The organism is Rhizobacter sp. P5_C2 (assembly GCF_054049715.1).
Genome location: NZ_JBFULV010000011.1, coordinates 73,396 through 96,624, shown reverse-complemented (window position 1 = coordinate 96,624; position 23,229 = coordinate 73,396). Strand labels below are relative to the sequence as shown.

Genomic DNA, 23,229 nt, shown 5'->3' with positions numbered 1-23,229 from the left:
TCGATGAACAGAGTGAGGTTGCATTGATGCCCCCGTGGAATAAGCTTTGGTCGCCGCAATTTGAGTACGTGGATGACCTTTTGCATTCTGTTCAGTCCACAGAGCTTTCGGATGATTTCCGTGACGAGCTTGTCAAGATGTTCCGGACGCATGATGGCCTTCCTGGAGCAAATGGAGATCAATATATTCCAGGGCCGAACGGGTTGCCGTTTGTCAGGAAGATGATAGAAAAAGAGCGAGACAGAAATTTCAGTCTGAAAGGTTGGCATGGAAAGGAGAAGAATGCCTTTGAAGCTGTGGAAGCATCTTTGAAAAAGAGTCCCCAGGAATTCAACTTCGAGTTGTGGGATAAAACCTGGCTTCGTTTCAGGACAGTCATGGAGAAGCACGTCGACATCAAGTGATGGGTTCTACCCGGCATTCGATCAGCTCGTCGGCCGTCAAGTCGCCACTCGTCAGGCTATCCCGGCCTGACTCGCATCAACCGGCCTCCGCGAAAGTCGTGACGATTCTGAGAGAGGTCGTCAGCGGGTCGCGATTTCAGCGGAGCCATCGGCGCGCATGCGCACTGTGACCGGCAGGACATGGGGCAGCACCGTGAGCAACCCGGCCGCATCCCGCACCGGGAAGCGGCCGGTCAGCCGCATCGCGTCGACGCGTGAATCGGTGCTGACGATGGGCGAAGCGCGGTAGGCGTTGACGCTGGCCAGCACCTCGCGCAGCGGGGTGTCCTGGAAGCTGAGCCAGCCGTCGCGCCAGCCGGCCAGTGAGGCGGCGTCGCCGGCGCGCGGGGGCTGTGCGACGCCGTTGCGGATGTCGAGCAGTTCCCCGGCAGCCAGCATGACCGGCGGCCCGTAGCGATGCGGGCCGCCGTTCGTCGTGGCATCCAGCGCCCCCTCGCGCAGCGCCACCTGCACCCGCCCGCGTTCGACGCCCACCGTCAGCGCACCACCCCGATCGCGCAGGCTGAACACCGTCCCCAGCACCTCGATGCGCGCGTCGCGCGTCAGCACCTGGAACGGCCGCGCGGCGTCGTGCGCCACGTCGCAACGCAGTTCGCCGCCCTCGAGCCGCACGATGCGCCGTTGCCGGTGCAGCCGCACGTCGATCGCGCTGTCGGCGCCGAGCGCCAGTTGCGTACCCGGCTGGGCATCGGGCAGGCTGACGTTGAGCAACTGCAGCGGCCGCGTGCGGTACGCTGCCGTGAACACCGGCGCCTGCCAGTACTGCCAACCCAGCCGGCCCGCCAACGCCGCGCCGCCGAGCATCACCGCCGCCGACAGCAGCAGCCTGCGCCGCCCCGTTGAAGCGCTCGTGGCGACCGGTTCGTCGAAATGCTCGCGCAGTTGCTCGGACATGCCTCCCAGCATCTGCCAGCGCCGCTGCGCTTCGTCGGCCGCAGCCGCGTGATCGGGCGACTCGCCGATCCACTGCCGAAGCCGCGCGAGCGCCCGGCCGGCCGCCGGCTCAGGCTCGACCTCGCTCTTCACGACCAGGTCGAGCGCGTGCGCGATCAGCTTCTCGGCCGCCACGCTGCGGCTCACGCCCACTCCTCGGCCAAGCTCGCCCGAAAGCTGCTGCGCGGCGACACCGCCGGCGCCTCGATCAATGCCGCCTGCATCTCGGCGAACACCCGCGAGCAATCGAGCGCGGCGCGCACCAGGTGCTTGGCCACCGCCGCCTCGCTGAGCGTGAGCCGCCCGGCGATCTCGGTGCGTGTGAAGCCATAGGCGCGGAACAGCAGGAACACCTCGCGCCGCAACGGCGGCAGCGATTCCAGCACGCCGATCACGCGCCGCAGCACCTGGCGCTGCGCATGCACGAATTCGCACGACGGGGCCGCCGATTGCAGGCTGAACCCGGACTGCTGCGCGGCCCAGGCCTGCACGACCTGCCGGTGCCGCGCCTCATCGATGCACAGGTTGCGGGCCACGCGGAACAGCAGCGCGCGCGGCGACGCGATGGCGGCTTGCGCACCGTCGCCCAGCGCGAGCGCATAGACCCGCTCGAAGCTTGACTGCGCGATGTCGGCCGCATGCTGCGGGTCCCGAAGCTCGCGCGTCAGCTGCCGCCGCAGGTCTGCACAGTGGGCCACCAGTTCCTGGATCAGCTCGCGCATGCGTTGGAAGAGCACCTCGCTCAATGAGAATTGTTCGCATTGAGTGTAGCAAGGTTCGTCGCGATCTCGTTCGATCGCACGGCCGTGATCGACAGCAGCGTGTCGCTCAGCCCGTGGGTGGTCTCGCAGGCGCCCTGCAGGAACACCGCGGGGCGGAACTCGCGCGGCGCGATCACGCGGTAGTCGCGGTCCACGTCCAGCCGCCCGAGCCACGGCGCCAGGTCGCCGAGCAGCGCATGGTGCTGCTCGCGCGCATAGCCGGTGGCCAGCACCACCGCGTCGTAGCGCTGGCTGCTCTCGCGCGAGGCGTTGACGTCGAGCAGGTTCAGGTGGATGCCGTCGGGCGCGGCCCGCACGCTCTGGATCTCGTGCCGCCGCAGGAAGCGGTGCCGCTCGTCGCCGCTGACGCGCTGCTCGTAGAACACCGCGAACATCTGGCGGATCAGGTCGAGGTCGGCGCAGGCGTAGTTGGTGTGGCGGAACTCCGCCAGCATCTCGGCCCGCTGCGCCTCCGGCTGCGCATACACCTGGTCGACAAAGCCGGCATTGAAGATCTCGTTGACGAACGGGCTGTCGTCGGCCGGCCGGATCGCGCGGGCCCGCATCACCAGGTCGACCTGCGGCGCGTTCGGCCGGCCGTGCAGGTCCATGAACAGCTCGGCCGCGCTCTGGCCGGCACCGACGATCGCGATGCGCTTCGCATCTGCATGCCGCGCGACGCCCGCCAGGTAGCCGCTGGAGTGCATCACCCGCGCATCGCCCTTCAGCGCGCGGAAGGCCTCGGGGATGCTGGCCGTGCCGCCGATGCTCACCACCAGGTGGCGCGTCAGCCGCTCGTGCCACTGGCCGGCAGCGTCGCGCGAGCGCACCCGCAGCAGCTGCACCTCGCGGCCCTGCACCTGCGGCAGCACCTCGACCACCTCTTCGCCGTAGACGCAGCTGTCGTCGAACTGCGCCGCGGCCCAGCCGAGGTAGTCGTTGAACTCGCGGCGGCTCGGGTAGAAGGTCTTCAGGTTGATGAAGTCCTGCAGCCGGCCCTGCTGGTGCAGGTAGTTCACGAAGGTGAAGCGGCTCGTCGGGTTGCGCAGCGTCGCCAGGTCCTTCAGGAACGAGATCTGCATGTGCGCATGCGACAGCAGCATGTCCGGATGCCACGCGAAGCCGGGCTGGCGTTCGATGAACAGCGCATCCACCAGGGGCCGGCCGGCGCGCCGCTGCTCGTCGAGCGCGACGGCCAGCGCCAGGTTCGATGGCCCGAAGCCGATGCCGATGAGGTCGTGCACGCGCATGCTCATGTCCTTGCCTGCAGGGTGGAAGTGGGGGCGTCGTCCTCGCGCGGCCACCACAGCGTGTCGGCGAAGAAGCGCTCGCGCAGCAGCGTCACCAGCATCGCGCGCTTGTGCGGGAAGTCGAATTCCTTGACCTTCGCGTAGCCCGAGCGGTCGAGGTTGCGCAGCTGCTGGCGGTGGTCGGCACGCGGCTCGCCGACGATGCGCCGCGTGCGCGGATCGGCAAGGAACAGGTAGTGCGAGATGGAGGTGAGCCAGGCGGTCGCGAAGGCCTTGCCGCGAAAGCTCGGCTCTCCGATCAGCACATGCCAGCCGCGGTCGTGGTCGTCGGCCTCGCAGAACGGCGCGATGCGGTTCTCCTTCGCCCAGTAGGCCTCGAAGTAGCCGAAAGGCTCGCCGTCCAGGCACGCGATCATCGACTGCATCTGCGGGTCGGCGGCGATCGCATCGAGGTAGCCGCGGTGCTTCGCGAGGTCGCCGTCTTCCTGCCAGACCTGCGCGACGTCGGGGTCGTTCATCCAGCGGTGGAAACGCGGCAGGTCGCTGTCGATGTCGAGGCTGCGGAACGAGAAGGTCTGGGCCAGCCACGGGATGTGGCGCTGGTACAGCGTGCCGCTGCGCTTGGCCGCGCGCAGCGGGTGGCGGAGTTTCTCGGTCAGCGTGTAGCGCAGCGGGATCGGCGAGAGCACCTGCGGCAACCACATCGGCGCGTGCTGGAAGAACATCTCGCGGTGCACGGCCATCCTGCCGCCCGAGGTCGGCAGCGCGAGGCCGTGCTCGGCGAGGTTCAGTGCCGACGCGAACGGCGGCGCCAGCGTCAGCGTCGGCGTGCCGGGCTCGAAGGTGAAGGCCGCCTCGATGATCGCCAACTGGTGCGCCGGCGAGGGCTCGCCCGAGCAAGGGCCGAGCCACTGCAGCGCGGATTCGCCGCCATCGTGCTTCCACTGCCAGCGGCCGATGCGCTCGCGGGGCGCTTCGCCGGCGCGCGGGGGCTGCAAGTCGCTGACCACCAGCCGGTCGCCATCGCGCTGCACCTGCAGCGCCTGGCCGGACGGATGGCTGACGCAGCGCGGGGCTGCCGGATCGGGAGAGGGTCGTGTGCTGGGTGTGCCGCTGTTCATGCCTCCATGACGAGCGGTCGGCGGGTTTGTTCAGCGGCCTTCGTTGCTGAACAGCGAGCCGCGTGCTTCGTCATGTCGCACATGGAACCGTCAAAACGACAGGCAAGAATTGTCTACATTGCGTCGCTGCGCAACGCGGCGGCCGACCGCGCCGGGCAGCCGGTCGCGTACAAGGGTGCGACGCGCTACATGAAGTCGCCGCTCGAATTCCTCGTCGAGACGCTGAACGGCAGCGCGCTCGGCGAGGCGTACTCGCTGCAGGCGGTGATCTTCGACGACGACGAGGGCAACCCGCGCGACCGCGAGCAGTTGAAGGATTACGGCTTCTCGCCGCACCCGAGCCGCTGCTGGCCGTTTCCGCCGGCGCTGCAGGTGCAGGGCAGGCCGGTGGCCGAGCTGATCGAGTCGGTGCCGTCGACCTACCGCCGGCTGCCGCTCGACGCGGCCGAGCGGCCCGCCGGCAAGCGCGACTTCGAGGCCCGGCTGCTGGCGCGCCTGCTCGCGCTGCAGGCCGACGTGGTCGTGCTCGACGGACTGCTGATCATTCTCGACGAGCTGGTGCGGCCGGATGCGCCGTTCCACCGGCGCATCGTCAACATCCACCCCGGCATCACGCGCGAGGGCTCGCCGCACCAGCGGCGCGGCGCGTGGGCCACGCTCGATGCGCTGCACGGCGCCCGCGGCGAGCGCATCGACTGGCGCACGATGGCCCGCACGCCGGTCGCGCCGGTGCGGCAGACCGGCGCGTCATTCCACTACGTCGACAACGGCATCGATTCGGGCGAGGTCATCGTCGACGTGCTGGCCACCGAGATCGACCCGGCCGACACCATCCTCGAGCTGCGCTGGAACAACTTCCAGAACAGCCTGTTTCCGGCGCTGCAGCAGGGGCTGGCGGCGCTGGCGGCGCGATGAACCCCTCTTTCTGATCGGACCTTCCCATGCATGCATCGCTACGTGTCGCGCTGATCGGCGCGCTGGTCCTGCTGATCACCGCCGTGCACGCGCGCCCACCGGCGCTCGTCGGCGTCGAGATCCGACGCACCGCCGACGACATCCCGCACCTGCGCGCCGCCACCTGGCGCGGCCTGGGCACCGGCATCGGCTACGTGCAGGCGCAGGACGCGCTGTGCACGCTGGCCGAAGGCTTCGTCACCTGGCGCGGCGAGCGGTCGTTGTTCTTCGGGGCCGATGCGCGGCCGGCGCACCCTTCCACCTTCGGCCAGCCGCTGAACCTGGAACTCGATGTCTTCTTCCGCGGTTTCGCCGACGACGCGATGCTCGCGCGCGCCCGAGTCGCGCAGCCGCGCGACCTGCTGGACGCCGCTGACGGCTTCGCGCTTGGCTACAACCGCTACCTGGCCGAGGCGCGCCGCAGCGGCAGCGCAGCGGCGCGCCAGGCGTGCCTGCACGAGCCGTGGGTGCGCGAGATCAACGGCGACGACATCCTGCGGCGCTTCTACGCGGCGCAGGTCGCGGCCGGCTGGTCGCGCTTCATCCCGGAGATCGTCAACGCGCGGCCTGCGGCCCCCACCGCAGCCGTCGGCGACGCGACCCCGTGGCCGCGCCAGCAGGTCGGCGACCACCCGGCGCTCGGCAGCAACATGCTGGCCTTCGGCCGCGCGGCGACCGGCGAGTCCGGCGGCGTGCTGTTCGGCAACCCGCACTGGTACTGGGGCGGGCCCGATCGCTTCTACCAGATGCACCTGACGATCCCTGGCCGCGTCGACGTGGCCGGCGTCGCCTTCCTCGGCGTGCCGCTGGTGATGATCGGCTTCAACGACCGCATCGCGTGGAGCCACACGGTGTCGGCGGCGCGGCGCTTCGGGCTGTTCGACCTGTCGCTCGACCCGGCCGATCCGACGCGCTACCTCGTCGACGGCCGCAGCGAGCCGATGCAGCGGCGCGAGGTGACGGTGGACACCCGCGCTGCCGACGGCAGCCTGCAGCGCGTGACGCGCACGCTGTACGGCAGCCGGTTCGGTCCGATCGTCGACCTCGGCCTGCGCGCCGCGCCGTTCGGCTGGGGCACGGCACATGCCATCGCGATGCGCGACGTGAACGGCGAGAACTTCCGCGTGTTCCGCACCTTCCTGGCCTGGAACCAGGCGCGCTCGCTGGACGACTTCATCGCGATCCAGAAGCGCGAGGCGGGCATGCCCTGGGTGAACACCGCGGCGATCGGGCGCGGCGACGGCCGGGCCTGGCTCGGCGATGTCGGCGCGGTACCGAACGTGCCCGATGAACTGCGCGCCGCCTGCAGCACGCCGCTTGCGCAGGGCTTTGCAGGCGTCGATCCGGTGACGCCATTTCTCGACGGCAGCCGCGCCGCCTGCGACTGGCGCAGCGATGCGGCAGCGATGCAGCCCGGCACGATGCCGGTGTCGAAGATGCCGGGGCTGCTGCGCGAGGACTACGTCGCGAACATGAACGACAGCTACTGGCTGTCGAACCCGAAGCAGCCGCTGGAGGGCTTCGCGACAGTGCTGGGTGGCGAGCGGCAGGCGTTGTCGCTGCGCGGTCGGCTGGGGCACCGCATCGCGCAAGGTCTGTCGGGCCAGCCGGAGTCGGCCGAGGCGCTGAGCCGGCGCGTGCGCGACGCGGTGCTGCTGCCGCGCCCGCTGTCGGCCGAGCTGTTCAAGGACGAGCTGCTGGCGGCGGTGTGCGCGCAGCCGCGGGTGGTGCTGGCGGGGCGCGAGGTCGACGTCGGCCCGGCCTGCGAGGTGCTGGCGCGCTGGCCGAACCGTGCTGATGCCGAGGCGCGCGGCGCGCTGCTGTGGGACGCGTTCTGGACCCGGCTCGACGAGTTGCCGCCCGGCGAGTTCTTCGGCGTGCCGTTCGCGGCCGATGCGCCGCTGGCCACGCCGCGTGCGCCGAAGGCGGGCGACCCGCGTGTCGCGCAGGCGCTGGCGGCGACCGTGGTGGCGTTCGGCGAACGCGGCTGGGCGCTGGATGCGCCGCTGGGCAGCCGGCGCTTCGTGCAGAGCGGCGGGGAACGCCTGGCGTTGTCGGGCGGTTGCCATGTCGTCGGGTACTTCAACGTGGCCTGCGACGGCGACGACACGCACCCGATCGGCCCCGATGCGGTGGCGGACACTTATCTGCAGGTGGTGCACTTCGGCCCGCAGGGTGTGGTGGCGCACACGCTGCTGGCGCATGGCGAGGGCGAGACGGCGATCACCGCCGGCAGCGGCTCGGCCGATGCGTCGGTCGCGCGCTACGCGCGGCACGACTGGTTGCGCTTCCCGTTCCGCGAGGACGAGATCGCGCGCGATCCGAAGCTGCGGACGACGAGATTGCGCTAGCGGGCTGGCAACAGCGGGCAGGCGCTGCAGTAGTCCTCGCCGGGCAGGCAATAGAACAGGCAGCACTGCCGATGCAGCGGAATCGTCCGCGATGCCTCGGGGTGCGGGCGCTGCCGAGGCAGCAGCGGGTTGGCCCGTCCGTCGTGCCACAGCGGGCGGTTGAGCAGCGTGTCGCGGTCAAGCACGATGTGCGGCGCGTGGCCGGTCAGCGCCAACCCCTGCTCGAACAACCCGTCGAGCCGCCGCGCAAGGTTTCCCCACAGGATCTTCGGCGCGACCCGCGAGCACCGCGCAAGTTGCGCGAACAGCGGTGCCAGGTGCAGGTCGATCAACGGCGCCAGGCGTTCGCCGCAGCCGGTACCGGGCCGGGCCGTGCCGCCATGCCCGATGTGGAAGCTTCGCGGCGCCGCATCGTCGTCACCGACCACGACCTGCATCTCATGCGGCGCGGTCGGGAACACATGCTGCAGCACGCTGGCCGCCGCGACCACCGGCGGCAGCAGCGCATCGAGGTACGCGAAGCACCAGCTCGACGCGGCGGCGCGCAGGTCGCTCCCGGTCACGCCACGGTGAAGGGCGTGGTGGCGCAGCAGTCCCTCCAGCAAGGCCGGTTCGTCGATCAGCCGCCGCACCGGCACGGCATCGGCCGGCGGTTCGGCAGCGCACACCAGCGCCTCGCCGAGCGGCGCCCAGGCGCCCTGGAAAAGAGGTTCAAGCAACGGGATCACGAGTCAGCAGACGAACCAAGGCGGGCGATGTTCAGCTGAACGAGGGGGCACGCGGTTCGTCATGCAAGGCATGAGCCATCCCGTCCCGACCCCACCCGTCCCGCCCGCCGTCGACCGCCCGTTCGCGGAAGTCGCCCGCCTGCTGCGGCCCTTCCTGCCGTGGCTGCTGCTCTCGGTCGTCACCGGCATCGCGGCCGGCGCGGCCACCGTCGCGCTGCTGGGCACGATCAACCAGGTGCTGAACCGCAGCGGCGGCATGGCCGGCGGGCTGCTGCTGACCTTCGTGTCGCTGTGCGCGGTGGCGCTGGTCGGCCGCGTCACCTCCGACATGTCGACCAACCGCGTCGGCCAGCGCCTGGTGGCGCAGGTGCGCAAGTCGCTCGCGCAGAAGATCCTGTCGGCGCCGATCGATGCGCTGGAGCGCTACCGCACGCACCGCCTGATGCCGGTGCTGACGCAGGACGTCGACATGATCAGCGACGCCGGCTTCGTGCTCGCGTCCACCGTGATCGCGCTGTCGATCGCGCTCGGCTGCCTGGGCTACCTCGCGTGGCTGTCGCTGCCGATGTTCGGGCTGCTGGTGATCGCGCTGGTGCTGGGCGCCGCGGTGCAGGCGGTCGTGCTGACGCGCGCCGAGGCCGGCTTCTGGCGCGCGCGCGACGGCGAGGAACAGCTGCACAAGGCCTACCGCGGCATCAGCGAGGGCGCGAAGGAGCTGCGCATGCACCGCGGGCGGCGGGCACGGATGATGTCGGGGCAGATCGAGCAGACGGTCGACGGCATTCGCGCGGTCAACCAGCGCGCGATCAACACCTACGTGATCGGCAGCGCGTTCGGCTCGGCGCTGTTCTTTTTGCTGATCGCGGTGATCCTCGGCTGGGCGGCGGCGAGCACGGTGGCGCCGGCGGTGCTGAGCGGCTTCGTGCTGGTGCTGCTGTTCCTGAAGGGCCCGATCGACCAGCTGGTCGGCGTGCTGCCGAACGTCGGCCGCGCGAAGGTGGCCTTCCAGCGCATCGGCGACCTGTCGTTGCGCTTCGCGACGCCCGAGCCGCACCTGCACCTGGACCGGCCGGCCGGCGAGGTGGCTTTCACCGGCGCGATCGAGTTGCGCGGCGTGCGCTATGCGTTCGAGGCGCCCGAGGGCGGCGGCGAGCCCTTCGTGCTCGGCCCGATCGACCTGGTGCTGCGGCGCGGCGAGCTGGTCTTCATCGTCGGCGACAACGGCTCGGGCAAGACGACGCTGATCAAGCTGCTGCTCGGGCTGTATGCGCCGCAGCAGGGCGAGCTGCGGCTGGACGGCACGCCGGTGACCGATGCGACGCGCGACGACTACCGGCAGCTGTTCACGACGGTGTTCTCCGACTTCTACCTGTTCCAGGATTTGCTGGCCGGCGAGGGCGGGGCGCCGCAGCCGCTGCCGGAGGCGGCGCGGCCCTACCTGGAGCGGCTGGAGATCGCGCACAAGGTGTCGGTGCGCGACGGCGCATTCACCACCACCGACCTGTCGACCGGCCAGCGCAAGCGGCTGGCGCTGGTGCACGCCTGGCTCGAGGGCCGGCCGGTGCTGGTGTTCGACGAATGGGCCGCCGACCAGGACCCGGCCTTCCGCCACCTGTTCTACACCGAGCTGCTGCCCGAGCTGCGCGCGAAGGGCCACCTGGTGGTGGTGATCTCGCACGACGACCGGTACTTCCATGTGGCGGACCGGGTGGTGCGGATGGAGAAGGGGAAGGTGGAAGGGCCGGTGAAGGAGTCGGCGGAAGCGATCGCTGCGTGAATCACTTTTGCGCATCAGGTGATGCTACATTCAGTGCCCACCCAGGCAGCCTAAGGCGTTCACACATGCGAACCACCATCACCATCGATGACGATCTGCTGGCCAAGGCCACCAAGCTCACCGGGCCACTGGACCGGTCGGCCATGGTGCGCGAGGGCTTGAAAGCGCTCATCGAGCGCGAGAGTGCCAGGCGTCTGGCTCGGCTCGGCGGCACGCAACCGCAACTGAAAGCTATTTCCCGCCGCCGTGGCGGAGACGAAACTTGATCCTGGTCGATACCTCGGTGTGGGTCGATCATTTGCAGAAAGGTGACACCCATCTGGCCACATTGCTTGAGCGCGGCACGGTGGTAATGCATCCCTTCATCGTCGGAGAGATCGCGTGTGGCAGCCTCGCCGATCGGCGCAATGTGCTGGAGCTGCTGCAGGACTTGCCGGCGGCTGTTGTTGCCGAGGGTGCCGAGGTGCTGGAGTTCATCGAGCGCCACACCCTTCACGGGAAGGGTATCGGCTATGTCGACGTGCATCTGCTCGCCTCGGCCGCTTTGACGCCGAATTCCACCTTGTGGACGCGCGATCGGAGATTGCGCGAAGCCGCCGAGCTGCTGGGTTGTGCCCACCAGCCCGCCGGTGCTCACTGAACTGGATCGCTTCATACGTGGAGTTTTCCTACAGGGGCATCCGAGCTTTGCCGACTGCTCCTGAGTGGACCGCTGTGAATACTGTCTTCACCAAAGAGAGGCAGGAGTGGTGGGCGCACAGCCCGCCCACGGCACCACACTGAAGGAAGATGGCATGACCGACACCAGCGAGGCCGGGCCAGTTCGCACTTCGACAGGCGTCCCGGGACTGGATTCGATACTGGGCGGCGGCCTGACCCCGTCGAGGATGTACCTGCTCGAAGGCACGCCCGGCACGGGCAAGACCACCTTCGGATTGAAGTACCTGATGGCCGGCGTGGCGGCGGGCGAGACCGGCCTCTACATCACGCTGTCGGAGACGGCCAAGGAGTTGCGTGCGGTCGTCGCCTCCCACGGCTGGACGCTCGACGGCATCGAGATCCAGGAACTGGGCAACGACATCGGCCTGATGGCCGAAGAAGCCCAGACCATCCTGCATCCGTCTGAAATCGAGCTCGGCGAAACCGTCAAGACGATGACACAGGAGGTCGAGCGGCTCAACCCGCGCCGGGTGGTCTTCGACAGCCTGTCCGAGATGCGCCTGCTGGCCCAGGATCCGCTGCGCTACCGCCGACAGATCCTCGCGCTCAAGCACTTCTTCTCGGACCGCGACTGCACGGTCCTGCTGCTGGACGACAAGACCTCCGAGCCCACCGACCTGCAACTGCACAGCATCGCCCACGGCGTGATCAGCCTCGAACAGGAAGCGCGTGAGTTCGGCGCCGAGCGCAGGGCGCTGCGCGTCGTCAAGATGCGCGGCACGAAGTTCCACGGCGGCTGGCACGACTTCATGCTCGACACCGGCGTCGTCGAGGTGTTCCCCCGGCTGATCGCTGCCGAGCACCACACCCCGTTCGACGCGCCGCTGGTCACGACCGGCTCGGACCAGCTGGACGCGATGCTCGGCGGCGGCCTGGCGGTCGGCACCAACATGCTGCTGCTGGGCCCCTCGGGCGCCGGCAAGACCACCACCGCCGTGCGATGCATGCTGTCGGCGCTCGAGCGCGGGCAGAACGCCGACTACTACCTGTTCGATGAAGGCGTCGCGACGCTGCTGACCCGCAGCAGGAACCTCGGCATGGCGCTCGACGAGCACATCGAGTCCGGCCGGCTCGTGATCCACCAGATCGATCCCGCCTCGCTGTCGCCGGGCGAATTCGCGTCGCGGGTCGTCGGCGGCGTCTCGAAGCGGGGCGCGACCTTCGTCGGCATCGACAGCCTGAACGCCTACGTGCATGCGATGCCGGGGCAGAGCTTCCTGATGCTGCACATGCACGAGCTGCTGACCTACCTGAACCAGCAAGGGGTCCTGACGCTGCTGATCGTGGGCCAGCATGGGCTCGTCGGGGACGTCCACTCGGACATCGACCTCAGTTACCTCAGCGACACGATCCTTCTCTATCGATTCTTCGAGGCGCAGAGCGAGGTTCGCACCGCGCTCGCGGTCCTGAAGAGCCGCACCACCCAGAATGAACGGTCGATCCGCGAGCTTCGTCTCGGGTCGCCCTCCGGCATCCAGGTCGGCGACGAGCTCAGGGACTTCGAAGGCATTCTGGCGGGCGCGGTCGCGTACACCGGATCGACGCCGCTGCTGGCCGATCCGCAAGGCTGAGCGTGCAGAGCGACGGCAGCAACCGCCGACGGGTCCTCGTGCTCGCTCCCAGGGGGCGGGATGCGGTGGTGATCGAGCACGTGCTGTCGGGGCTCGACATCGCCGTCGAGGTGTGTGCGAACCTGGCCGAGCTGACGGCCGGGCTCGGCGACGAGACGACCGCAGCCATCCTCACCGAGGAGTCGTTGAACGAAGAGGGGGCCTCGTCGCTTCAGCACTGGATCGAGAGCCAGCCGCCGTGGTCGGACTTTCCGTTCGTGGTGCTGGCGACCCGGCAACCGGCGCGAAGGTCCGTCAAGGCCGCGGCCGCGCTGGCCCAGCTGGGAAACGAGGTGCTTCTCGAACGGCCCCTGAACGCCGACACGCTCGTCAGCGCCGCCAATTCGGCGATCAGATCTCGCCGAAGGCAGTACGACGCTCGGCGCCAGCTGGAGCAGTTCGAGGCCGTGGCCCTCGAAAACCAGCGGCTCTTCGAGGCGGAACGTCGCGCGCGTGCCGAAGCCGAGGCGGCCAATCGTGCAACGGATGATTTCCTCGCGACGCTGTCGCACGAGTTGAGGACACCGCTGAGCGCGATCCTCGGATGGACTTATGTGCTTCAACGACGTCGCGCCGAGCTCGGCGAGTTGGCCCGAGGCATCGACACCATCCAGCGCAACGCGAATTCGCAGGCGCGGCTCATCGAGGACCTGCTCGACATGAGCCGCATCGTCGCGGGCAAGGTCAGCCTGGAATTGCAGACTGTCGTGCCATCGCAGTTGCTCGAACAGGTCGTGTCGTCGCTGCTTCCGAGCGCCCAGTCCAAGGGGATCGAACTCGTCACCGTGTTCGATCCGGCCCTGGCGCCGATCACCGGCGACCCGCAGCGACTGCTGCAGGTCTTCCGGAACCTGATCGTGAACGCGCTCAAGTTCACACCGGACGGCGGCGTGGTGCGGGTCGAAGCCGCCGAGGAGGGGGAGACGCTGGTGGTCCAGGTCGTCGACAACGGCGTCGGAATCTCTGCCGACTTTCTGCCGCACGTCTTCGAACGATTCCGACAGGCGGATGGGTCGACGACGCGATCGCAGGGAGGATTGGGCTTGGGCCTGGCCATCGTCAGCCGGCTGGTCGAGCTGCACGGCGGCTCGATCGCGGCCCTGAGCGACGGCATCGGCAAGGGTGCGACATTCACCGTGCGGCTGCCGCCCATCGAGACGGCGCAGCCGACGCGTGAAGCGGCGAACGACGCCGAACACGATCCACCGGCCGCCCCCAAGCGCATCCTGAACATCAGGATTCTTCTTGTGGAAGACGACCGCGACGGCAGGGAGATGGTCAACCAGCTCCTGCTGGACGAGGGGGGGCACGTCATCGCCGTCGATTCCGCCGTGCAGGCCCTGCTGGCGCTCCGGGACGGGCAGTTCGACCTGATCGTCAGCGACATCGGAATGCCCGAGATCGACGGCTATGAGTTCATGAAACGCATCCGCGACACCGGCAATCCGATTCCGGCCATCGCACTGACGGCCTTTGCGCGACCTGAAGACAAGGCCAGGGCGTTGGAGGTCGGGTACTCGGCGCACATCAGCAAGCCCGTCGAACCGCCTGCATTGATCGCCGCCGTCGCCGGCGTGATGCATTCGGGCCGGTGACCCCAAGGAATCAGGAAAGAATTGACTTTGTCGAGGATTCAGGCGACATCGTGCACATGCGCCGACTTCAGTTCATCACCTACCGTCACCGCTCGCACTCGACGAACCGGACCCTCGGGTTGCTGCTGGCCTTCAATGCCGGCGCCGTGAACGCCGGAGGGTTCCTGGTCCTGCACACGTACACGTCGCACATGACCGGCTTCGCGTCGCAGCTTGCCGATGGCGCCGTGCTCGGCAACGGCATGCTGTTCCTGAACGCCCTCGGTGCGATCCTCGCGTTCATCCTGGGGGCGGCCGTCTGCGCGGTGCTCGTCAACTGGGCACGCCAGAGCCGGCTTCGCAGCATCTATGCGCCACCGCTGCTGCTGGAGGCGGCCCTCATGTTTCCGTTCGGCTTGATGGGCGCCATCACGCTCACCTGGACGACGCCGTTTGCCGTGCCGCTGACGGTGCTGCTGCTGTCCTTCATCATGGGCTTGCAGAACGCCGTGGGCTCCAAGACCTCGGGCGGCAGCATCCGCACCACCCACATGACCGGCAACATCACGGATTTCGGGATGGAACTGGGCAAGCTGGCGTACTGGAACGCGCGCAACACGCCTGCGACCGCCATGGTTCGGCATGAACAGGCGCGAATGCAACGCTCGGCTGGCCTCATCCTGATGTTCCTGGCGGGCGGCGTGGCGGGTGCCCTGGGCTTCAAGCACGTCGGCTTCATCTGCGTCGTGCCGCTGGCCTTGCTGCTCCTGGCGTTGTCGGTTCCACCGCTGGTGCGCGAGTTGTCGCTGCGTGAATCCTTGCGCATCAGGTGAAGCAGGAGCGTTGGCACTGCTCCGTGGTCACTGCTCCGTGGTGTCAGTGCGGGTGCCGATGATGGATGTCGGGAAAGTGGGCGTGCTGGTGGGTCACCGCAGCGTGCTGATGCGGATGCACGTGCGGTGATGTCCCGTCCCACGGGAAGTCATGGTGATGCTGATGGTGTTCGTCGTGCGTGTGTCGATGCACGTGCGCCATGGGCCGGTGCGTGTGCAGATGATCATGCCGTTCCCGCAGGTGCAGCCAGACGCCTGCGACCATCAGCGCAGCGGCGCCCCAGAAGCTCCACGACGGTACTTGCGGCCACAGCGCGAAGGCGATGAGGACGCCGAACAGCGGTGCCACCGAGAAATAGGCCCCGGTGCGGGAAGTCCCCAACGAACGCAGCGCGACCACGAACAGCACCAGGCTCAGGCCGTAGCCCGCCAATCCCACGACCAGCGTGGCTGCAAGGGGGCCGGGCGGGGGCAGGTGGGCGCCGGCGAGGAGGCCCAGCGAGGTGTTCACGGTTCCCGCGAGCACGCCCTTCAGGCAGGCCATCACGAGCGCGTCATTGGCCGAGACCTTGCGCGTCAGGTTGTTGTCGATCGCCCAGCAGAGGCAGGCACCGATGATGAGCAACGCACCTGATGAAAGACGTGCTGCCCCGGGCTGCCACGACAGGAGCACGCCGCCTGCGACGATGGCAGCCATCCCGAGGACGATCTGCCGATCGGCGTTCTCCTTGAAGACCAGCCAGGCGATGACCGCCGTCAGCACGCCTTCGACGTTGAGCAGCAGCGCTGCGGGCGCCGCGTCCGTCGTGGCCAGGCCCGCCATCAGCAACGCTGGCCCGAACACGCCACCGGCGATGATGGCGCCAGCCAGCCAGGGAATGTCCTTGCGGGGGATGGCCAGCGTGGCGCCTCCGGCCTCCTCGGCGAGGCCTGCGGCTCGCCGCATCACCAGGACCACGGCGAGACCCAACCCACTGCCAAGGTAGAGCAGGCCGGCCAGCAGAATCGGCGGCAGCTCGGCACCGAGGAGCTTGGCCAGAGGGGTGCTGGCGCCGAACAGCAGCGCGGCGGCGAGGGCGGGGGCAGCGGACTTCAAGGACATGGCGCAAGTGGAGCACAGCAGTCGGTCTCGTCCGGCTGCTTTCGGGTAGGCTTCCCATGGTGTAGATCAAACGGAAGTCCCCACGATGCATCAAGGCTCTTGCCATTGCGGCGCCGTCCGGCTCACGCTGCCATCCACACCGGAAGTTGCCACGGACTGCAACTGCTCGCTCTGTCGCAGGATCGGCGGCCCCTGGGTGTACTTCGAGTTCGGGAAGGTGACCATCGAAGGCCACCCCGGCTCGACCGAGGCCTATGTCCAGGGCGACAAGACCCTGCGCACGATCCGCTGTCGACATTGCGGCTGTGTCACGCACTGGGAGCCGATCGAGGTGAAGGCTGGCGCGAGGCATGGCGTGCACCTCGGAAACTTCGACCCGCAGTTGATCGCCTCAGTGCGAGTCCGCAAATTCGATGGGGCGGACACCCGGAAATTCTTCGACGAGTGAGTCGGCATCCGGCCACCCACCGTGCACTGGCGATTCGATGATGAAGCAATCCCTTGGGCTGGTTTCTGTCGTGGTTCGAGATTACGACGAGGCCCTGTCGTTCTACGTGGACACGCTGGGGTTCTTGCTGGTCGAGGACTCGTTCGTCCCTGAACAGAACAAGCGGTGGGTGGTCGTTTCCCCGCCTGGCGCCACGGAGTCGCGGCTGCTGCTCGCTCGCGCATCAGATCCTCAGCAGGTCGAGCGGATAGGACACCAGACGGGCGGGCGGGTTTTCCTGTTTCTCTACACCGACGACTTCGAACGCGACTACGCGCGCTACAGGGCCAAAGGTGTGTCGTTCGTGCGCCCTCCGACGGTCGAACCCTACGGCAAAGTCGCGGTGTTCGAGGATCTCTACGGCAACCTGTGGGACCTGCTTCAACCCACCTTGCGAATGACGCTGTGAGGTGCAACGTGCGTCCTGACAACATGCATGTCCGCCAAGCCAGCGCTGCCGACGCCAAACGCATCGTCGATATGTTGGCGGCCGCGTACGAACCGGTGATGCAACGCATGCCGAGCAGCGACGCTGCCAGCTTTGCAGGGAATCTGCCTGGAGCGGTGGCACGGTACGCGAGTCGCGGCGTTTGGCTGCTCGCCGAACAGCGAACTGAGCTTGCTTCCGATCGGCAACAATCGGCCAGGAGCCGTCCTCGGACAACGTCAGCTTTCCGGCTTCATAGAATTCGCCCCGTGCCACTCTTCACCTACATCGTCAGCTACGCCGGCGCCAACCATGTCGCGCAGGGCAGTCACAGCAACTTCACCGGATTTGCCATGACCTGGGCTTCAAACATCCCAACGACCGCGTTGCCGTCGCTCACCCCAGTCTTGCGCAAGGAGCTCCTTCAGAAGGCGTACCGAGGTGCGTTCTTGGAGGTATCTGGCGTGAAGCACGTCTGGCGAAATTCTCTCGAGCTGGGCGGGCGCGAGTTGACAGTCCTCGCCGTGCAGACTGAACGGTAGGCTGGCCGCTCGATTGGCAACAGTCGGCCATAGGCAGTCCTTCGCCTGTGACCGCTTCGGTGTCACCAGTACGCGATCTTCAGGGACAGTTCCATGAGTTCATACAGTTGTGTCGTTCCCCTCGACTGGCAAGCGCTGTGGGAGCGCGTGCTTCCTGCCTGGCTCGCGGTTCGCGCCGGTGCGATGCCAGCAGGTGAGTTCTACGCGAAGTACGTGCCGGCGGGAGACGCGTACGGCGATCTATTGACGGACGACTTCAGTGCGCCAGCCGACCACCTAGCGCTGTTCAATTCGCCTCTGCAACCACCTTACTTGCGGATTGACCTTCGAGACTCCAGCCAGCGCACCGGATTTCTCAAGGTCGCCGACTCGGGCGTCTATCTTCTCGCTGCTGCCATCACGCAGACCGCTGTCGTCAACCTGCCAGGAAACGATCCATTTGCAGACGACGTGTTCGGCGGCCTTAGGGATCCTTCCGGGCTCAAGCAAGTGGCGGGAACAAAGAACCGCTATGCATTTCTGGAGGCTGCATTCGATGTGCGTTGGGAGCCGCAGCGACTCTCGTACTACGCCTATTCACGCAGGGAGGAAGCACCGCCTCGTCTTCAGGAACTGCTTGAATCGCTGTTTCTCTATGAGCGGGTGCTTCCGGGGTGCTGGTTCGCGCCCCAATCCCCCGCATGGCCAGGATTCGACGATCTCTCGTTTGCCGGTTACCTGTCTCCCGTCGAAGTGATAGCACTCCGGGATCAGCTCACTTCGTGGGAGGGCGCATCCGTCGTAGAGGATCCGCTGTTCCCGATATTTGCCGATCGAGTCAACCGGGCCGCAATGCATGAACTGGGGTTGCTGACGGTCCATGACGGACTCTGATACGAAGAGCCGCCCTTGAGCTTCAACCCGACCAGGCGTGGGAACAAGCAATCAGTGCACTCAATGAGCGACACGGATGGGACTGCGAACTTTCAACTTTTGATGGCTGGCGTCTGCAGATGTCGAGCGGTACCTCCGAGCAGACGCACCACCCGTTCGCCAGCTTCATTGGGGTGAGCGCAATCATCGATCGGCAACAATCGGCCACGAGCGGACGCTCGCGGACGACGGCTTTCGGATAGGCTAGTTGCCGCGCCGACGCGCCAGTTTTTTCCCGAGACCGTCCCATGCAAATCGATTCGCCTGCTTGGCATCTGAGAAGGTCTTGCCCGGTTTGCGGACAAGGCACTTCGTTGCTGTTGGTCAAGTGTTGCAGTTGCTGCAGGATCAGCATCGAGTGTGCCGAGGAAGGCTCCCAGTTTGCAGACGCGCGCCTGCTTCAAACGCAGGAACGTTGGCTGAGTGAGGGTGTAGCAAGATGCCCTCACTGCGACGCTATGGATGCTCTTCGTTCGGCGAGTGCTGAGGAGATTCAGGCCTCCGGCATCGACGTCGATCAATATGAGTAGTGATCGTAGGAAGCCCTTGATCGGCCAGTTGCGGTCTCTCGCGGGCGATCGCTTTTCGGTAGGCTAACCGTAGTCCAAAGTGCCGTCCTGGAAGGACAGTTTCCCTTGTTTCAAGCTCCGGATGACTATCGGCCGCCARCGAGCCGGGCCGAACTCGAGGCCCGCTATGCCGCAGGGGAAAGATCGTTTCCGGAGACGGAGTTGAGCGACACCGATCTTTCTGGAATCGTGCTGGACGGTGCAGACTTCGGAAGTCATTCTTGGTTCGCTGATGCGAATTTCACCGGTGCAAGTCTGCGGGGAACGAGCTTTCGCGAATGCAACGTCAAGTGTGCCGACTTCTCCAATGCCGACCTCACGGGGGCGATATTCGAGCTCGCCGCGATAGAGTCCATCAAGGCAACGGGTGCCCTACGAGAGGGAGTCAAAGTCAAGGGCGCGACGTTCTACGGCTGCGAACTGCGCGATGATGATGAGYTGCCATCCTGGGAGTGGTAGTGGGGTGCCGCGCAAGTTCGCATAGAGCTGAAGCCCAAGGGTCTCAGTTCGGCCAGGAGCGGGCGGTCTCCGACGTCCGCTGTCGGGTAGGGTTGGGCAGTGAAGACTGTTCGCGTATGACGATGAAGGAACAGAGGGATATCGATCAGAATGATCCATCCTGCGACGATCGACTTCATGCGCATGGCATGCCAAAGGCCCGGCATGTACATGCTCGATCACGACATACGGCAGTTGGAGATGCAGCTGTACGGCTTCGATGCCGCACTTGCAGCAACGGGCGCGCTGGGGACCCACGAAGCCTTTAACGCACACTTCACGGAGCTGGTTCGCACAAGTACTGGAGCAAGCGGGTCACAGGGTTGGGCCGCGGCGCTCATCGACACCTTTGGGCCCGGGGGGCCTTCGTTCAACGCATTCTGTGATCTTCTCTGCGACTTGTTTCCAGTTGCCTTTCAGCCAGCGGATTTCGAGCGCGCTCAATACCCGACGCGCCTTGCAGGCAACCGCCACCAGGTGCGCCGGAAGGTCGATGAAAATGAGCCTTGAGTGGCCGCCTTCCCGCACAGGAAATACTTTCGCCTGGTGTCGTCGTCTGGAATACGTGCTGCGTGGTCGAATGCCTGGAGCCGGCGACGGATTCAACCGGTCGATCGCGGCCGACTGCTTTCGGGTAGGCTCGCCCGACGTTCACCACGCACCCTTGCCGGAATGAACATTGATTCGATGATCTGTGTGGCCAAGGTCGGCGACGCTGATCAGATCGCAGTGATGTCGCGTGATCTGATCGAACACGGCATGAGCTGGAACTGGCGTGCCGAGGCTGTCGAGAAGTCCATTCAAGATCCAAACACGAATGTCGCGGTCTTGCGAGAGGCAGGCCGGATTCGTGGCTTCGGAATCATGAGGTATTTGGATGACGAAGCTCACCTTGTACTGTTCGCTGTGGCGATAGCTAACCAGCGCCAAGGCGTCGGCAGTGCGCTGCTACGCTGGCTGGAAGCTGCGGCAAGCATCGCAGGCGCCCAACGCATCCGCGTCGAAGCGCGACGCGAGAATGCTGCGGCGCGATGCTTCTACAACGAGCACGGGTATCACGAAGTGAAGTTGGAACGTGGCATGTATCGAAAGAAGCTCGACGGCATCCGCCTCGAGAAGTGGCTTCGCTCCACCTCATAGCGAAACCAGGGCCATGCGAACATTTCCACCGTTCGCATGGTGTCGTCGAACGCCCGTAGCCGGCCAAGAGCTGCCCTTCAGCGACGTCCGCTCTTCAGCTGCGCGATGAGCGGCTACGATGTCGACGCAAGTGCGCCGTGGCGGCGCGCCGCCGGCCAGCCAGCCCGCAATAGGGTCAGAGGAAGTAGATGAGTCACCTGAGGTTGCTTGCCACTGGAGCGTTGCTGATACTGCCCCTCTGCACATCCGCAGAGGAGAAGGGGCCGAAGTGCGAATCTTCGGAAAGCGGAGCAGAGCTAGTCGCCTGCGCCGCGGCGCGACACGCAGCAGCCGATGTCAAGTTGAATATCGTGTACAGGCAACTACGGAATGCTCTCCGTAAGCGCGGTGAAGTGGCGATAGAAGAGAACTTGCAGATCGCGCAACGAGACTGGCTGAAATTCCAGAAGTCACATTGCGCGTTCGAGGCGACTTATGAAGGCGCGGGTGGCTCTTTCGTTTCAGCCAAACTGGGTGACTGCATGGCTGAAACAACTGCGGAGAGAACGAAGTACCTTGAGGATCTTTTGCCCTACTTCAAGTGAGTTCCCCGTGCGGCTTCACGAAATTCCAGCCGCACCTGCGGAGTGCGACGACAGTGGCACCATGCAGCCTTCCAAGACCGCCAACACACCAGGAAGCGCATGCGCCACCTCCTCTCCCTGCTGATCGCATCGACTCTGACGCTGGGATCCATCGGCATAGCGACTTCTAAGCCGATCGACGGGTGCTACCTCGAACCGCACTCCATCACTGTGGCAGGGGAGGCGTCTGCGGCGCCGGATGAGCGCCTCTCGGTGGTGGATCACCTTGGACTTCGACAGGATTCCGAAACCACGTATGAATTCGATCTGCTCGTGATCGGTGACTACGGGCACGTGTGCCAAGCCAACGGTCACCTGGAGACCTTCAAGAAGGGAGGGCGTGAGGTTTTCTCATTGGTGCCGGACGAGGATTCCCAAGCCAGGCAGGAGCGGGGCGAAGCCCTCTGCCGACTGACCGTCGAGATCAAGCCGAAGAGCATAGTTGTCTTGGCCAACGGCGCGTGCAACGACCAATTTGCCTGCGGAGTTCGCGCAGGGATATATGACCGTTACTTTCGAAGAAGCAGCGCCGCGCATGGAAAATCGAAACAGCCATGCTTTCAGAACGCCTTCTAGCGCACCTACGCGCACTTGGCGTTCTCGATCCTCGCCAATCTTGCAGCGGGCGGGTATGAAGGAGCTGCAACCGTGCCACCGAGCCGCAGAGGGTCAACAACATGACTCGAAAGGCCGTAGCCGGCCACTTGCCGACACTCGTGAAAGTCTGCTTCGCAGCCGTGCGATAGTGGCGCAATGCCTTGATGGCCCCGGCAAGCCGGATCGAGCCTCTCGTGCCAAACGACAAGCAGCCTATGAGTCCTTGCCGAACCGTTCTCCTCTCCGCGACGTTGACTCTGCTCCCTACCTTTGCGGTCGCTGCCGGTGCAAATTTCTCAGGTATCTGGTCGATGGATCTGCGTACGACCGAACAGAAAGCAGCGAACGCCGAATGCGGCATGGCCTCTTTCGTTCTCAAGCAATCTGGTGCTCGGATCACGGGTTCCCACACGTTTGCAACCGCAGGCTGCAGTCGCCTCAACGAGGGTGGTGAGGGCACGGGCAAAGGAAGGGTGGTCGGCACCGTGGCGCACTTGGTCGTCACCAGCGGACGGAACGGCGCTGTCGTCAAGGGTGTTGCGACGCTGAAGAACGATGCGCTCTACTGGGAGACGAAAGAAGAAATAAGTGCCGGTGAGCAAGGTGACTCTCCGCTCATCCTTGACAAGGGTCTGCTCACGAGGACGGGCAACTAGTCATGCCGGCACGCCGCCGAACCCTTCCCCCGAGAGGACGTTGATCGTCATGAAACGCCATTATCTCGCCAGTTCGGTGCTGAGTCTGCTGCTTGGACAAGCGTCTTGGGCTCAGGACATCGCCGCTTTTACTTGCTCCCCCGAAGAGGGAGTTTTCTCAGTTCGATACATTCCCGACAGTGACCAAGGCCAAAACTCCCTTTCGGAATTTCCAGTGCAATGCGAGATGCGGAAGGCACGCTACGTCGTCAAAGCCGTACGAGGCCCCTATTCAGAACGCCGTTGCGGAGCAATGCCAACCGTCGACATAGTCCTGTATCGAAATCGAACGACGCTCATTCGCGGCGCCGTATTCGGCGAGAACTGCTTCATGGGTCCCAGCCTCAGGGAGATCGTGGCCGTTGAAGAACGTGGCACCCTCAAGTCGCTGACGATCTGCATTGCCCCTTCACAAGACGGCAGCGCAAACAAGTGTCGAGTTCTTGGGCCAGCAGAACTCGCGGCCCGTCACAAAACACCGATAGATCAGATTGGATTGGGTCAGTATCTGGAGGAAAGATGACGCCCCCCATCCTTCGTCGACGTGGGCACCAGGGCTTC

General features: G+C 66.0%; 26 protein-coding genes. 20 read left to right on the top strand and 6 right to left on the bottom strand.

The window, feature by feature from the left end; translation table 11 throughout:
• Positions 1 to 404, top strand: a 404-nt coding sequence (locus ACXJLU_RS06185) for a hypothetical protein (RefSeq protein ID WP_457329570.1), incomplete at its 5' end; no start/stop codon positions are given.
• A gap of 120 nt (positions 405 to 524) precedes the next feature.
• Here the strand turns inward: ACXJLU_RS06185 and ACXJLU_RS06180 are convergent.
• From ACXJLU_RS06180 to ACXJLU_RS06165, 4 genes are read right to left on the bottom strand one after another with little or no spacing between them, the layout of a single operon-like run.
• Entirely contained in the window at positions 525 to 1,544 is a 1,020-nt protein-coding gene (locus ACXJLU_RS06180; RefSeq protein WP_457329569.1) for a FecR family protein, read from the bottom strand.
• The gene (locus ACXJLU_RS06175) at positions 1,541 to 2,134 is read right to left on the bottom strand and encodes an RNA polymerase sigma factor (protein WP_457329573.1); all 594 of its coding nucleotides are present in this window, start codon (positions 2,132 to 2,134) and stop codon (positions 1,541 to 1,543) included. The genes ACXJLU_RS06180 and ACXJLU_RS06175 overlap by 4 nt, the downstream gene beginning before the upstream one ends.
• Positions 2,135 to 2,139: 5 nt before the next feature.
• Complete coding sequence (locus tag ACXJLU_RS06170; RefSeq protein ID WP_457329572.1) at positions 2,140 to 3,408, bottom strand: lysine N(6)-hydroxylase/L-ornithine N(5)-oxygenase family protein; 1,269 nt, start codon at positions 3,406 to 3,408, stop codon at positions 2,140 to 2,142.
• A 2-nt stretch (positions 3,409 to 3,410) separates the two neighbouring features.
• Positions 3,411 to 4,529 carry a GNAT family N-acetyltransferase gene (locus tag ACXJLU_RS06165; protein ID WP_457329568.1) on the bottom strand — a complete coding sequence of 373 codons (1,119 nt, stop codon included), beginning with the start codon at positions 4,527 to 4,529 and terminating at the stop codon, positions 3,411 to 3,413.
• 81 nt (positions 4,530 to 4,610) lie between these two features.
• On the opposite strand from ACXJLU_RS06165, the gene ACXJLU_RS06160 reads away from it, so the two are divergent.
• Complete coding sequence (locus tag ACXJLU_RS06160) at positions 4,611 to 5,444, top strand: formyl transferase (RefSeq protein ID WP_457329567.1); 834 nt, start codon at positions 4,611 to 4,613, stop codon at positions 5,442 to 5,444.
• A 26-nt stretch (positions 5,445 to 5,470) separates the two neighbouring features.
• On the top strand, positions 5,471 to 7,834 hold the full coding sequence (locus ACXJLU_RS06155; RefSeq protein WP_457329566.1) for a penicillin acylase family protein: 2,364 nt from the start codon (positions 5,471 to 5,473) through the stop codon (positions 7,832 to 7,834).
• Here ACXJLU_RS06155 and fhuF read toward each other — a convergent pair.
• The gene (gene fhuF, locus ACXJLU_RS06150; RefSeq protein ID WP_457329565.1) at positions 7,831 to 8,562 is read right to left on the bottom strand and encodes a siderophore-iron reductase FhuF; all 732 of its coding nucleotides are present in this window, start codon (positions 8,560 to 8,562) and stop codon (positions 7,831 to 7,833) included. The genes ACXJLU_RS06155 and fhuF overlap by 4 nt on opposite strands.
• Positions 8,563 to 8,632: 70 nt before the next feature.
• Between fhuF and ACXJLU_RS06145 the strand changes: the two genes are divergently transcribed.
• The 6 genes from ACXJLU_RS06145 (at position 8,633) to ACXJLU_RS06120 (ending at position 15,076) form a co-directional block, all read left to right on the top strand.
• Positions 8,633 to 10,339 carry a cyclic peptide export ABC transporter gene (locus ACXJLU_RS06145; RefSeq protein ID WP_457329564.1) on the top strand — a complete coding sequence of 569 codons (1,707 nt, stop codon included), beginning with the start codon at positions 8,633 to 8,635 and terminating at the stop codon, positions 10,337 to 10,339.
• 65 nt (positions 10,340 to 10,404) lie between these two features.
• Positions 10,405 to 10,605, top strand: coding sequence for a type II toxin-antitoxin system VapB family antitoxin (locus ACXJLU_RS06140; RefSeq protein ID WP_457329563.1), 201 nt, complete (start codon positions 10,405 to 10,407; stop codon positions 10,603 to 10,605).
• Positions 10,602 to 10,979: a type II toxin-antitoxin system VapC family toxin gene (locus ACXJLU_RS06135; protein WP_457329562.1), complete on the top strand. Its 378-nt coding sequence runs from the start codon at positions 10,602 to 10,604 to the stop codon at positions 10,977 to 10,979. Before ACXJLU_RS06140 ends, ACXJLU_RS06135 begins: the two co-directional genes overlap by 4 nt.
• A 154-nt stretch (positions 10,980 to 11,133) precedes the next feature.
• Entirely contained in the window at positions 11,134 to 12,630 is a 1,497-nt protein-coding gene (locus tag ACXJLU_RS06130; RefSeq protein ID WP_457329561.1) for an ATPase domain-containing protein, read from the top strand.
• A 2-nt stretch (positions 12,631 to 12,632) separates the two neighbouring features.
• A complete protein-coding gene (locus tag ACXJLU_RS06125) occupies positions 12,633 to 14,264 on the top strand; it encodes a hybrid sensor histidine kinase/response regulator (protein WP_457329560.1) in 1,632 nt (543 codons plus the stop codon).
• Between the two features lie 56 nt (positions 14,265 to 14,320).
• Positions 14,321 to 15,076, top strand: coding sequence for a YoaK family protein (locus ACXJLU_RS06120; protein WP_457329559.1), 756 nt, complete (start codon positions 14,321 to 14,323; stop codon positions 15,074 to 15,076).
• A gap of 43 nt (positions 15,077 to 15,119) precedes the next feature.
• Here the strand turns inward: ACXJLU_RS06120 and ACXJLU_RS06115 are convergent, their stop codons facing one another.
• Positions 15,120 to 16,178 (bottom strand): DMT family transporter, encoded by a 1,059-nt coding sequence (locus ACXJLU_RS06115; protein WP_457329558.1) that lies wholly within the window; start codon positions 16,176 to 16,178, stop codon positions 15,120 to 15,122.
• An 85-nt stretch (positions 16,179 to 16,263) separates the two neighbouring features.
• Here ACXJLU_RS06115 and ACXJLU_RS06110 point away from each other — a divergent pair, with 85 nt between their 5' ends.
• The 11 genes from ACXJLU_RS06110 to ACXJLU_RS06060 all read left to right on the top strand — a co-directional run bounded on the left by ACXJLU_RS06110 (position 16,264) and on the right by ACXJLU_RS06060 (position 23,191).
• Positions 16,264 to 16,626 (top strand): GFA family protein, encoded by a 363-nt coding sequence (locus ACXJLU_RS06110; RefSeq protein ID WP_457329557.1) that lies wholly within the window; start codon positions 16,264 to 16,266, stop codon positions 16,624 to 16,626.
• 37 nt (positions 16,627 to 16,663) lie between these two features.
• Positions 16,664 to 17,074, top strand: a complete 411-nt coding sequence (locus ACXJLU_RS06105; RefSeq protein WP_457329556.1) for a VOC family protein — start codon at positions 16,664 to 16,666, stop codon at positions 17,072 to 17,074.
• A gap of 23 nt (positions 17,075 to 17,097) precedes the next feature.
• Complete coding sequence (locus ACXJLU_RS06100; protein WP_457329555.1) at positions 17,098 to 17,634, top strand: hypothetical protein; 537 nt, start codon at positions 17,098 to 17,100, stop codon at positions 17,632 to 17,634.
• A gap of 93 nt (positions 17,635 to 17,727) precedes the next feature.
• Entirely contained in the window at positions 17,728 to 18,507 is a 780-nt protein-coding gene (locus ACXJLU_RS06095) for a hypothetical protein (protein ID WP_457329554.1), read from the top strand.
• Positions 18,508 to 19,277: 770 nt separating this feature from the next.
• Positions 19,278 to 19,574 (top strand): pentapeptide repeat-containing protein, encoded by a 297-nt coding sequence (locus ACXJLU_RS06090; RefSeq protein ID WP_457329553.1) that lies wholly within the window; start codon positions 19,278 to 19,280, stop codon positions 19,572 to 19,574.
• A gap of 150 nt (positions 19,575 to 19,724) precedes the next feature.
• Positions 19,725 to 20,123, top strand: coding sequence for a hypothetical protein (locus tag ACXJLU_RS06085; protein ID WP_457329552.1), 399 nt, complete (start codon positions 19,725 to 19,727; stop codon positions 20,121 to 20,123).
• A gap of 162 nt (positions 20,124 to 20,285) precedes the next feature.
• Entirely contained in the window at positions 20,286 to 20,753 is a 468-nt protein-coding gene (locus tag ACXJLU_RS06080) for a GNAT family N-acetyltransferase (RefSeq protein ID WP_457329551.1), read from the top strand.
• Between the two features lie 188 nt (positions 20,754 to 20,941).
• Positions 20,942 to 21,337 carry a lysozyme inhibitor LprI family protein gene (locus ACXJLU_RS06075; protein WP_457329550.1) on the top strand — a complete coding sequence of 132 codons (396 nt, stop codon included), beginning with the start codon at positions 20,942 to 20,944 and terminating at the stop codon, positions 21,335 to 21,337.
• A 99-nt stretch (positions 21,338 to 21,436) separates the two neighbouring features.
• Complete coding sequence (locus ACXJLU_RS06070) at positions 21,437 to 21,952, top strand: hypothetical protein (protein ID WP_457329549.1); 516 nt, start codon at positions 21,437 to 21,439, stop codon at positions 21,950 to 21,952.
• A gap of 332 nt (positions 21,953 to 22,284) precedes the next feature.
• Entirely contained in the window at positions 22,285 to 22,629 is a 345-nt protein-coding gene (locus ACXJLU_RS06065; protein WP_457329548.1) for a hypothetical protein, read from the top strand.
• Positions 22,630 to 22,678: 49 nt separating this feature from the next.
• Complete coding sequence (locus ACXJLU_RS06060) at positions 22,679 to 23,191, top strand: hypothetical protein (RefSeq protein WP_143171751.1); 513 nt, start codon at positions 22,679 to 22,681, stop codon at positions 23,189 to 23,191.
• Positions 23,192 to 23,229: the final 38 nt, after the last annotated feature.

Coding starts and splice junctions, on each gene's coding strand:
- ACXJLU_RS06095 (WP_457329554.1), top strand. CDS start 17,728: ATGAGTTCATACAGTTGTGTCGTTCCCCTCGACTGGCAAGCGCTGTGG.
- ACXJLU_RS06115 (WP_457329558.1), bottom strand. CDS start 16,178: ATGTCCTTGAAGTCCGCTGCCCCCGCCCTCGCCGCCGCGCTGCTGTTC.
- ACXJLU_RS06060 (WP_143171751.1), top strand. CDS start 22,679: ATGAAACGCCATTATCTCGCCAGTTCGGTGCTGAGTCTGCTGCTTGGA.
- ACXJLU_RS06065 (WP_457329548.1), top strand. CDS start 22,285: ATGGATCTGCGTACGACCGAACAGAAAGCAGCGAACGCCGAATGCGGC.
- ACXJLU_RS06155 (WP_457329566.1), top strand. CDS start 5,471: ATGCATGCATCGCTACGTGTCGCGCTGATCGGCGCGCTGGTCCTGCTG.
- ACXJLU_RS06100 (WP_457329555.1), top strand. CDS start 17,098: ATGCATGTCCGCCAAGCCAGCGCTGCCGACGCCAAACGCATCGTCGAT.
- ACXJLU_RS06120 (WP_457329559.1), top strand. CDS start 14,321: ATGCGCCGACTTCAGTTCATCACCTACCGTCACCGCTCGCACTCGACG.
- ACXJLU_RS06080 (WP_457329551.1), top strand. CDS start 20,286: ATGAACATTGATTCGATGATCTGTGTGGCCAAGGTCGGCGACGCTGAT.
- ACXJLU_RS06130 (WP_457329561.1), top strand. CDS start 11,134: ATGACCGACACCAGCGAGGCCGGGCCAGTTCGCACTTCGACAGGCGTC.
- ACXJLU_RS06070 (WP_457329549.1), top strand. CDS start 21,437: ATGCGCCACCTCCTCTCCCTGCTGATCGCATCGACTCTGACGCTGGGA.
- ACXJLU_RS06110 (WP_457329557.1), top strand. CDS start 16,264: ATGCATCAAGGCTCTTGCCATTGCGGCGCCGTCCGGCTCACGCTGCCA.
- ACXJLU_RS06075 (WP_457329550.1), top strand. CDS start 20,942: ATGAGTCACCTGAGGTTGCTTGCCACTGGAGCGTTGCTGATACTGCCC.
- ACXJLU_RS06140 (WP_457329563.1), top strand. CDS start 10,405: ATGCGAACCACCATCACCATCGATGACGATCTGCTGGCCAAGGCCACC.
- ACXJLU_RS06160 (WP_457329567.1), top strand. CDS start 4,611: ATGGAACCGTCAAAACGACAGGCAAGAATTGTCTACATTGCGTCGCTG.
- ACXJLU_RS06085 (WP_457329552.1), top strand. CDS start 19,725: ATGATCCATCCTGCGACGATCGACTTCATGCGCATGGCATGCCAAAGG.
- ACXJLU_RS06145 (WP_457329564.1), top strand. CDS start 8,633: ATGAGCCATCCCGTCCCGACCCCACCCGTCCCGCCCGCCGTCGACCGC.
- ACXJLU_RS06105 (WP_457329556.1), top strand. CDS start 16,664: ATGATGAAGCAATCCCTTGGGCTGGTTTCTGTCGTGGTTCGAGATTAC.
- ACXJLU_RS06170 (WP_457329572.1), bottom strand. CDS start 3,408: ATGCGCGTGCACGACCTCATCGGCATCGGCTTCGGGCCATCGAACCTG.
- ACXJLU_RS06165 (WP_457329568.1), bottom strand. CDS start 4,529: ATGAACAGCGGCACACCCAGCACACGACCCTCTCCCGATCCGGCAGCC.